Raw genomic sequence first — 10,949 nt, 5'->3', positions numbered from 1 at the left:
AATGATTCAGGCTTATTTGTTTTTATTTTTTCCCTGGCCTACCATTTACTTGGTTGAACATTAAACCGGGTTGATTTCATGCCTAAAACCACAGAGATATTATCGACGTTTATAAACCTGGTTGACCAGCCCATCATCTTGCTATCATCGGAACTCATTATTTTAGATCTCAATGTTAAAGCAAAAACGGTATTAAAAATAAAAAAAGCCACCACGATAGGTAAACCCTTTTCAGTTTTATGCCCCAATCTTGATCCAAACACCACCCTACAGTCTCAACATTTAGTTTCCCACACCAGAGATAAAACCGTTCTGTGGCGTTTAGCGAACCCTCCAGAGATGGATGAATTCATCCTGGTTGGGACCGTCCAGGATCAAAAGAACGAGTCTCTTTTAAACATTCAAAAAGAATTTGAGGACTCTACTCATCAAGAAATCAGTAATCTAAACCTACTTTTGTCTAGCCATTTAATTGATGAGAGCAAAAGCACATTAGAGCAAGTGAGAAATATTTATAATTACATGGAAAATATTATTGCCGAGATGCCAGTCAGTGTTTATTGGATCAACAGGGATTGCGTATACCTTGGATGTAACAACAATATGGCTAAATTGTTAGATCTAAAATCAAGACACGAGATCGTTGGGAAAACTTATGCTGATCTTTATGATGATAAATCAGCATCCCACTATAGGAAAGCAGACAGAGCGGTTATGGATAAAGGAGTATCATTAACTGCAGAAGAACCTTTGCATTATCCTGATGGAACTAAAGAAATTTATTTATCCAATAAAGTCCCTTTGCATAATACGAAGGGTGAAATTGTAGGGATGGTTGGCATCTCCGTTGATATTACCGAACGTAAGAAAATGGAAGAAGACTTACTTCAAGCTAAAAGGGCAGCTGAAGCAGCCAACCAGGCAAAATCTGATTTCATTGCCAATATGAGCCATGATATTCGCACCCCGTTAAGTGGGATTATTGGGATGTCACAAGAGATGTTTAATATAGCGGACAATGCCCGTTCCTTTTTACAACAAACGCCAGAAGAGGAAAATTTAGCTACCCCCAAAACCTTTTTTTCTTTATTAAAAGAGATTACTGAAACCGTACAGGAGGATACCCAGCTTCTAATAGGAGCAACCGATCAACTATTAGAACTTTGTAATGAAATTCTGGAAACCATGCGCCTGGAATCAGGACATCGGCCAGAAGAAGTAGAGTCCTTTAATCTTCGTGATTTAGTTAAACACAACATTGATCTTTTACAACCGGTCGCTTTTCATAAAAAATTACAATTGTCCTTTGATATAGAGGAATCTATCCCTACCTATTTTAGTGGATTACGGAATTACCTTGACCGCACCCTGCTTAATCTTTTATCTAACGCTTTAAAATTTACCAACAACGGTTTTGTCAAAATCAACGTGAAATCGCTTGATGAAAGGACCTCATCTTATCGCTTGGGCGATAAGATGACCTTACAACTATTGGTAGAGGACAGTGGCATTGGTATTCCAGAAGATAAATTTGAAACAATATTTGAACATTTTTCTCGCCTGACTCCTGCTTATCAAGGATTATACAAAGGTGCAGGTTTAGGTCTATATACCGTGAAGCGTTACATCGAAGCGATGAATGCCACAATTAATATCCAAAGTGAAGTAGGTAAAGGAACTTGTTTTATTATTACTCTTCCACTGGTTGTCTCTGATCATTCTGATCGAGAAAAAATACCGGTTCGTCAGCCACCAATCTCTACCGTACAAGCCTTGCCATTTGACCGTACCGTAAAGCCAGCGGAGATAACAAAAGTCGATGCTGTGGCCTCTGTCCTGGTAGTAGAAGATAATCCCCTTGCCGCTAAAAGCCTGCAAGCTTACTTAAATCGCTTTCAGTGCGCTCATGATCATGCAGAAAATGGCATGGAAGCACTCTCAATGGTTCAAAATAACGACTATGATTTAATTCTGATGGATATAGGATTACCTGACGTTGACGGTATTGAAGTTACGAAACAGATCCGTGCATTGAATAATCAAAACGCATTACAAGTACCCATTGTAGCAATCACAGGACACGCCGATGATGCTCAAAAGGTGAATGAATCATTGGAGGCCGGTATGCAAGAAGTTTGCAGCAAGCCATTACAGCAATCGAAGTTAGAAAGCCTTTTACAACAGTACGTGTTTAAAAAGAGACAATCAGAGTCCGCCTCCCTAGGGAATGAAATCCAAATCAGTGAGGAGGAAAAAGCAGCCGTAATCGACTGGCAAGCAAGCCTTGATCAAATGAATGGGGATGAGAGTCTTCTTCGTGAATTATTATCAATGCTGGAGATTGATCTCAGAATGAGTCTGGATACCTTGGCAAAAGCTTATGCGAGTCATGATGATGAAACCCTTCGCAAAGAATTGCATCGTGTTCGAGGCGGCATCAATTACCTTACCCTACCCCAACTCAATAGGGCACTGGCACGTTTTCATGAAGCAGTAAAATTAAAACCGCAGGACAGTCAGCAACTCGCCAACACATATAATCAAGTAGAAGAGGCAATCAGAGCATTTTGGTATGCGTTGGAAAAGAAAAAATTTACTTCCTAATCAGATTACCTACAGGGCAAGAATCCACCTTCACTGACAAACCTCTACTCACTTATCATATAACCGATTAGGTGGCTGATTGAAGTAAGGATGTTTCCTGATTATCAAAACCAACAGTCTGCCCTGCTTGGTGTGGCAGACAACTCACAAAAGGATAGCTACAACGATTCGTGTTACCTCTGGAGGAGAAAAAGCATTTTTCGTTGAAAAATTTATCAATAAAAACGCTGTCGAACTCCATTTAAGCCTTCTCGAGATTTAAAAAATAACGAGTCGCTTTAAGTTCTCCAGTTCGTTTGAGAATATTTTTTTTAACCAAGTCATTTAGATCCCTGGTTGTTGTCGCGATGGGCGCGCCTGTTATGCTCATATAATTTTTAGCACTTAAACCACCTGCAAATCCTTCAGGCCCAGCATGAAATAATCTTAATAAAACCTTTTCCTGCCTTGAATTAATTTTCCCTGCCACTTCCCTTAAAATTACAGATTTCTTAATAATAAAATCAATATACAAATAAGTGTTTTGTTGCGCTTCTAAGGCGATGTTAGCAAACCATATTAACCAGGATGTTAAGTCTAACGTTTTACTTGCTAAACCTAATTGCTGATAATACTCCTTTCTCTTTTTTAATAATATTTTTGCCAATACTGTCATTACTGGTTTTGAAAATCCTTGCGATAAGGCTTTTTCTGCTATAGCTCGCCCTATTCTTCCATTTCCATCTTCAAAAGGATGGATACTCTCAAACCATAAATGGGCTATTCCTGCTCGTGTTAATGTGGGTAAAGAGGCTGAGCCAGTGAGAGAACTCCGTTCAAACCAATCAATAAACTGCTCCATTTCGGCCGGAACAGATGATGAGGGAGGCGCTTCAAAATGTATTTTTCGCTCATAATCCGGCCCAGAAACAATTTGTATTGCTTCTTCATGCTTACGATATTGACCAATATTTTCTAAATGATGGCTATTACCCATTAAAAATTGATGCCATTCAAATAGAACCTGATGCGTTAGCGGACTAGGAATCGTTTGATATAAATTAACCATCATTTTAGCGATCCCACGCTCTGCCATGCTAGCTCTAGTAGCTTCTGTAGACACCCCTAACTCTTTTTTTATGGAGGATTGAACGTTATCTCTGTTTAAATGCTCACCTTCAATTTCAGAGCTATCTAAAGCATCAGTACACATTAAATCGATAAATAAATTTTGCTTACCTTCTTGAGAAATATGTTGTGAGGAACCAATAATAATCCCAGCACTCTCAGTAAAAGACCGTTCATACACAACTAATTTATCTGAGTCCCAAGTAAAATTAGGCCAATCCTCAAGCTGCCAATTCCATTTCATGATGAATAACCTCCTATTTTATTAATCAAAATATAGCACAATAGTGATTAATAAAGTATGGTTTTATTAATCACTGCTTAATTTTAAATAAGGCTAATAACCTGACATTTGTCTTTTGACTAGAAGTTGGCAAAAAGCAAGATCTGACCCTAGGCATTGCTCTTTTAGATCTAATGTTGGGTCTCGACCCAACCTACGCTTGCTACGCTTGCTATCTTAACATATATCTAAAAATGCATTAAAAGCACTCTTCATATCGAGGTAAAAAATGATTGTGATAAAAAAGCTGGACGAATTGCATAGAAATGAATTGTCATCCTATCTCAATCATTACCAAGAAACGACTATGTTCATTAGGAACAACTTATACCACTCGGGAATTTCCTACCAAGATGCACCCTTTCACGGAGAATATTACGGCTCCTTTGAAAACAATAAAATTAATGGTGTTCTAGCTCATTATTGGAATGGTAATGTGATGATGCAAACAGAAAATTTTTCTGCATTATCAGCGTTAGTAGAAAAATTTGAGCTCAAAAGAACAAGACCAATTGCCGGAATACTTGGCGAAGACACCCAAGCCGGTTTTGTCATTGATAAGCTAAACCTAGACCTGTCCCTATTTGCCATTAATTATCAGGAAAAATTATTCTTACTTAATCTCGGGAAAATGATTATACCTCAAGCAATTCATTCATATAGCTGCACACTCAAACCAGTACAAGATTGCGACATGGATATCATCAAAGAATGGCTTATCGCTTATCATATTGAAGCACTCGGGGATGATGCTGGTAATCCCACACTTGAACAATCCATTATTGATGAAATTCAAGATACGCAGCTTAGCCAAAATCGATGGGTTTTATTTGTAAATAACACGCCTGTTTCCCTATGTGGATTTAATGCCAATCTACCTGATATTGTACAGATCGGCCCCGTTTATACCCCGCCTTCATTAAGAAATAAAGGTTTTGCCAGAATTGCTGTGTATCTTTGTCTAAAACAAGCTGCTAACCGACAAGTCAAAAGAGCCATTTTGTTCACCAATGATAATGCCGCTATATGCGCATACCAAGCCCTTGGTTTTCACCAAATTGGAAAATACCGATTGGCACTGTTAAAATAATGTTCTTGTTGGAGATAAGATGTATGGTTGAGCTTGAAATTGTTAGTTTCTTGTCATTAATTTTTCTAACACATTTTAAAGATAGCGATCTCATCAAAGCGATTACTTGGATAGCTACCTAAAGAAAAACTCAGAGAGTTGTGCACTACCGGATGACTCTACAGTCCCTAAAACCCCGGCTATCCCCTCCCACCCCTGCGACAAATCTGAAATTGAATTTCGTTATATGCTTGGCTAAGCAAGCTCTTTGATAAAACATTTGCTACGCTTGATAATTAATCTCATGCAATTATAAATTAACTAAATGATTTTTAAATTATAATTAAAAATTAATATGTCAAAAGGGGCATTTAGGGGGCTTTTTAGGAAAAAGCAATCGATTAAATATTCAGAGAAGTGCTAAAAACCCATAGTTATGGATGGTCTATCATTTTATTAGAAATAAGTGTTTTTAAATTACTCCCGGAGAATATAGTGGAGACTTTAAATAAATCACAAGGCTCAATTATTGCAAGTTGTCCAGGCTGCGGGAGTAGAAGTAGTACTTTTGAATGGAAATCAGAAAATAAAGAATTTGGAGCTATCGAAAATAAATTTGAAGATAGCTATCATAATCGCTGGACAATGTCATATCGTTTATTTAAATGTGCTGGCTGCAACCGAGGAGCATTAGGTGTCGTTCGTTTTTCAGGTGAGAAATATCCCGGAAATTCAGGCAGTTTAATTAGTTTTTACCCAATTACCTATGAATTATTAGCATTACCTCCAAGCACCCCTGATGGCATCAAATCAGAATTTAGAGAAGCTGAAAAATGTTTAGGGAATGGCTGCTATAGAGCTGCAGCAGGACTTTTTCGCTCAGTTTTAGATAAAACTCTTAGAGATAATGGTTATAAAATAGGTAAGAAAAATTTGAAAGAGCAAATTAATGATGCTGCGCAAGACGGCATTATCACAGAGTCTAGAAAAAAGCGTGCTCATGAAGAGATCAGAGTTCTGGGAAATGATATCCTGCATGATGAATGGAAAGAAATATTTAGAGAAGATGTAGAACTAACAAGAAATTATTGTCAAAGAATATTAGAAGATTTTTACGATGATCGCACCTCTGTTGAAGCAATATTACTTGAAGCAAAGAGGATATCTAAGGATAAAATAAAGGATATGAATTAAAAATACTAAAATTCAAATTCTCTTTTTTCATCAGGAAAATCTCAGAGGAACCTAAATGTTCATCTGAAGAAGAAATCAGCAATACTTTCTTTAGCAAGTAGGCTCTGTAACCCACTACTCTTAATTTCGGAATAAGTTAAGTGCTAAATAAATATACATTCTTTCTTTCGATCGGAATCACTAGTTAAGGAAAAATTTACATGAAAAAATTTATGGTAACTCTTCTCCTTCTCAGTAGCTCGATTCTTCTCCTAAGCACTAATATTCCCCTAAGAGTTTATGGAGTAAGCTTTGTAATCCCCTCCAAGATAGATTTAAGCTTTAAAATAGGGCTTGTACTAGGGATTTTTCTTTGTATTTTTTGGTTAAAAGAGGATTTTCAATCTAATAAAATTTTTAATAAGATTAAATTATCATTTCATCGTAATTTAAGACTCTACATGGAACGAAAAGGCAGTCACAACGAAAATCTGAAGGAATTATATACTGAAATTAATCCTTCCAAGGATTTATACTATATTGATGGTGTTTTTATACTTAAAACTGGAAATAACTATTATGAAGGTAATTTTAGACCTCCTGGTTATACTGTAAAAATGAACATCATTAAATATTATTTTTTTATCACGATAAAGTTTTTACGAACAAATATAAGTTGGGATTTTTTTCAATACATAGGATTATTTTCTTGGGCCCTAGCCGTAATTTTAATTTTTACTTTTCAGCTTGTAAGAAGCGTTTTAATGTAACATCCAATCTTTTATTCCAATTGCCCCATAATTGCCCCGCAGAGCTTTATTTTTTCGATAAACCTAATGCCGTTGCGCGGAATCGAACCGCGGACCTATTGATTACGAATCAAGTGCTCTACCGACTGAGCTACAACGGCAATCATGCGAAAGTATATACTTGCTGAAGTTAGCGAAGCAAGATGGTCTTTAGTCTCTCCTGCTTCCATATACGGCAGGGGTCTACTGCCATTCGCTAGCTTTTCGGCCTAACGAATAGAAATGGCAACAGACCCTGTGGAGAAACGGATTAGGCACTATGCTCGTGTAAAACCACACCCAACGTCCAGTCACCGCTCTGATTGGCAGACAGGAAATTGACTGGTTCTTGTGGATGGAGCCCATAACCGTCTACCATCAACGCATAGTAGTAAGCAGGGAATAAACAATAACCATAGAGAAAATCATTTCCCGGGTATTGATTGCTTAAACTCCCCCAGCGCTGGTGACAAATCTCAGCATCCGCTTGACTCAGCAACGATTGGTTAGTGAATTGCTGCCTTTTAAAAGTAAAGGGCTTACTTTGTGCAAGCTCGGCTGTTCCACCCAGTACAAACCACTGGTCTACTGGATTAGCCTGCATAGTGGGCTGTACAATACTGTCAACATGGTGCACCCCCGTGATTAGAGGCGACACTGCTTCTTTGCAGGAGTAGGCATCGCCAGCGGCAGGCATCCCTTTTGGCAACTCATAATCCTCGGCAAAACAAGAGGCCGTATCGAGATATTGATGAGCCACTTCAGTTTGACCCAAACCTAGAAAGCTGTGGACAAATAAAATCAAATGACGGCCATAAAGGTTAAATTCACGCACATCTTTTTTGCTTAGCCCTTCCTCAGTTTTCACCGGGAAAATAATTTGCACGGAAGCACCACCCATATCCATCACACCCACTGCTTTTTCCTTAGCGGCATTGCTAAGCACACCCAACTGGTAGTTCACCGCCAGCCAGCCAAAGATCCCCTCTTCACTGCCAGTAATTGTTCTGGAATTACGTAGTTGCCATTCATGGTGTGTACTAAACCATTGTCTCAACAAAACGTACATTTGATGTTGCTTGGGTTGCGGCAGTAGACGCATACCCGCCGTGGCATAAAAATAAACCTCTAAATTTTCTTCCGGAGCACCACTAAACAAGGTGGTAAGATAAGCATCCATGGTTGCCTGGTTAGCCTCGATGGTAGCAATACCGGGCTTAATTTTTTTTGACCATAACTCCTTGATATTAATCGGAGAGTTCGTTTGATCAACATCATAGGCATAAATATGTAAACGTGAACCGGTACTTCCTGCATCAACGACGGCTACACATTCATGGAACTTACAGGTGGTACTCGCATTAACTACAAGCGTAGAAAAAATACAAAATAAAAAAATAGCTATGCGCACCATGAGTAAAAATCCAAGAATAAAATTAATTGGGATGATGCTATAGTATGTATATTTTGTTGTCAACGAGTATTGGATAAATACAGGGCATTTACTGACGTTCTCCTCTGTTGTAACAGGAAAACTTGATACCACTACTCTCTTGATCTAGCTTGATCGTTACCATACCACAATCGGCCGTATTATAAATTTTCACCTTATTTTTCTGTAACGTATTAATCGTTTGTTGATGGGGAAAATGGTAGCGATTATCAAAACCGGCTGAGATGATTGCGTATTGTGGGGACACCTGTTGAATAAAAGCAGCTGAGGAAGAGGTTTTACTGCCATGATGCGGCACGACTAAAACAGTCGAGCGCAATTGTTTGCCATAAGTGCCAAGCAGATCCTCTTCGCCTGCTTTTTCAATATCGCCAGTCAATAAAACATTCCCCTTCTTATTGCTTACCTGAAGAACACAGGACGTATTATTTTTGTCTTTAAAAGCCTTCACAACTGTAAAAAAACGAAAGAAAACCCCATCCCATTGCCAGGCTGGATAATGATGGCAAGTAGTCCCCTGTTTATAAAAAGCGACCTGGTCCACTACCAGTTCTCCGATTGGGTAGTTTGCCTGCAAAGAGGGCAAGCCACCGCGATGATCTAAATCAGGGTGGCTAATGATGACTTTATCAAGTTTGGTGATTCCCAAAGTATTGAGATAGGGAATAATCGCCAGTTTTCCCATATCACCCCCTTTATAAAATTTCACACCCGTATCATAAACAAGGGTATGCCTGGCAGTATTCACTACAACAGCCAAACCCTGGCCTACATCCAAAACATCAATCCATGCATCGCCTTCCTTCACACGCGGATAAGCAGGAAAAAGACCCGCAAGTCCGAGGACAAGCGCAGCAGGAAGAATAGTTCTAAGGGGTAATAACAGTAACAGGCCCATTGCTGCCATTAATGCCAAAGGCGAAAGCAATTGCGTAAAAGAAAAATCCAGATTGAGCCAGGCAAAGGAATCAATCCATCGTAAATAATAAAGCAATCCTTCTGTTGCCCAATAAACAGGCATCACCAAGACCGGTAAAGCAAGCCATTGCGTCACGAGCATCGTCACCAAAGCAAGCGGTACAATAACAAACTCTATCCAGGGAATCGCTAATAAATTGGCTGCCATTCCGTTGACTGCGCCGTAGGAAAACCAATACAAAGTGAGCGGCATCAAACCTAATAAACAGGCTAATTGCAAACAAAAAACTTGTTTGACTCCCTTAAAGGGAAAACGCTGGGTAACGAGAATTAAGATTGCCACCGCTATAAATGACAAATAAAATCCCGGCATTAAGACAGCATGGGGTTCAAATAACAACACGGCAAGCAAGGCATAACGCCAGGCTTGCCAGACGGTAAAACGTTGGCTTAGGAAATGACGTAAAAAAAGAAAAAAACAGGCCACCAGCGCACGCTGTGTCGGCGCAGCAAAACCTGCCAGCAAGGCGTAAGCAAGCGCCATACAAAAAGCAACAATAGACGCAACCTGAATCGCCGGCCAATAAAGACAAAGGCGGCTTGCTCGGGACCACAACCATTTTATTAACCAATAGGTTAAACCGGCCACCAAACCAATGTGGGAACCGGAAATAACCATTAAATGCGTCGTTCCAGTACGGCGAAATAAATCCCATTGCTGCTTATCCACATTAAACGTTATTCCCAACGTTAGTGCTTGTAAAATACCCAAGACATGGCCTTTAGGCATTAATTGCGCCATTGAATCCGCTAAATTATTACGTAGAGTAAGTAAACGCTCCGGGTGAGTTCTTTGCTCTAGAAGCTCAGGTGGCAATGGTTTAAGTTTGATATAACCTGTCCAGTGGATATGGCGTGCATCGAGAGAACTCACATAATCAAAGCTGCCGGGATTACCTAAATTGGCTGGTTTCCTCAATTTGGCCTGCAATTGCCAAACTTGTCCAAGTTTAAAAATGGGGCAGCGCTGGTAACAGGATAACAACAAAGTAACTTGGACAGGCTTGTTATCCAAACTGGTTGCAGCAAATTGAAATTGTGCCTTTCCCGGACTAGTGGCAGGAATAGAGGTTACCCTGCCCTGCAGTATCGCCTTGGCAATAACCAATTGCTCAGGCATTCCCCGATCAGCAATCCAGAATTGATGAAAAAGCACCCAAAGAATAGCGGTTAAAAACCAAATGACAAGCGACCAATGTGCTCTCAAAAACAAGGCAGCAACAATTAATAACAGGGGATAGATAGACTTTGTATAAGCAAAGGCTATCCCGGCAAAAAAGGCGAGAATTTCCATATTCCATCGATTGGCTTGCTCCAATAGTGCCTACTTTAGAGGAAATAGAACTACTTCTCAATCATGGCCGGCGATCTAAATACTACCTTAGAGGGCACTTTTTCTGGCAAAACACAGGATAATGCAGCCATCAGCAAATTCCGCAAGAACAGCGATTGAAATGCTAGCAATATCAAACAGATTCCAATAGGATAGATGGC

General features: G+C 39.3%; 7 protein-coding genes and 1 tRNA gene. 4 read left to right on the top strand and 4 right to left on the bottom strand.

Going from position 1 to position 10,949, the window contains the following annotated elements; genetic code table 11:
* The first annotated feature begins 78 nt into the window (after nucleotides 1-78).
* Entirely contained in the window at nucleotides 79-2,604 is a 2,526-nt protein-coding gene (locus tag Lfee_RS01975) for a response regulator (RefSeq protein WP_058443609.1), read from the top strand.
* A gap of 241 nt (nucleotides 2,605-2,845) precedes the next feature.
* On the opposite strand, the gene Lfee_RS01970 is transcribed toward Lfee_RS01975, so the two are convergent.
* Nucleotides 2,846-3,955, bottom strand: a complete 1,110-nt coding sequence (locus Lfee_RS01970; RefSeq protein ID WP_058443608.1) for a Fic family protein — start codon at nucleotides 3,953-3,955, stop codon at nucleotides 2,846-2,848.
* 268 nt (nucleotides 3,956-4,223) lie between these two features.
* Here Lfee_RS01970 and Lfee_RS01965 point away from each other — a divergent pair, with 268 nt between their 5' ends.
* From Lfee_RS01965 to Lfee_RS01955, 3 genes are all read left to right on the top strand, one after another.
* Nucleotides 4,224-5,084 carry a GNAT family N-acetyltransferase gene (locus tag Lfee_RS01965; protein ID WP_058443607.1) on the top strand — a complete coding sequence of 287 codons (861 nt, stop codon included), beginning with the start codon at nucleotides 4,224-4,226 and terminating at the stop codon, nucleotides 5,082-5,084.
* Between the two features lie 474 nt (nucleotides 5,085-5,558).
* Nucleotides 5,559-6,257: a DUF4145 domain-containing protein gene (locus Lfee_RS16590; protein WP_175055121.1), complete on the top strand. Its 699-nt coding sequence runs from the start codon at nucleotides 5,559-5,561 to the stop codon at nucleotides 6,255-6,257.
* A gap of 200 nt (nucleotides 6,258-6,457) precedes the next feature.
* On the top strand, nucleotides 6,458-7,006 hold the full coding sequence (locus tag Lfee_RS01955) for a hypothetical protein (protein ID WP_058443606.1): 549 nt from the start codon (nucleotides 6,458-6,460) through the stop codon (nucleotides 7,004-7,006).
* 67 nt (nucleotides 7,007-7,073) lie between these two features.
* Here the strand turns inward: Lfee_RS01955 and Lfee_RS01950 are convergent.
* From Lfee_RS01950 to Lfee_RS01940, 3 genes are all read right to left on the bottom strand, one after another.
* Nucleotides 7,074-7,146: transfer RNA gene (locus Lfee_RS01950), tRNA-Thr, on the bottom strand.
* Between the two features lie 149 nt (nucleotides 7,147-7,295).
* A complete protein-coding gene (locus Lfee_RS01945; protein WP_058443605.1) occupies nucleotides 7,296-8,438 on the bottom strand; it encodes an acetate and sugar kinases/Hsc70/actin family protein in 1,143 nt (380 codons plus the stop codon).
* 88 nt (nucleotides 8,439-8,526) lie between these two features.
* Nucleotides 8,527-10,749 carry a DNA internalization-related competence protein ComEC/Rec2 gene (locus Lfee_RS01940; protein ID WP_064088340.1) on the bottom strand — a complete coding sequence of 741 codons (2,223 nt, stop codon included), beginning with the start codon at nucleotides 10,747-10,749 and terminating at the stop codon, nucleotides 8,527-8,529.
* Nucleotides 10,750-10,949: the final 200 nt, after the last annotated feature.

The organism is Legionella feeleii (genome assembly GCF_001467625.1).
Taxonomy (GTDB): Bacteria; Pseudomonadota; Gammaproteobacteria; order Legionellales; family Legionellaceae; genus Tatlockia; species Tatlockia feeleii.
This window is presented reverse-complemented; position numbering and strand designations above follow the sequence as displayed.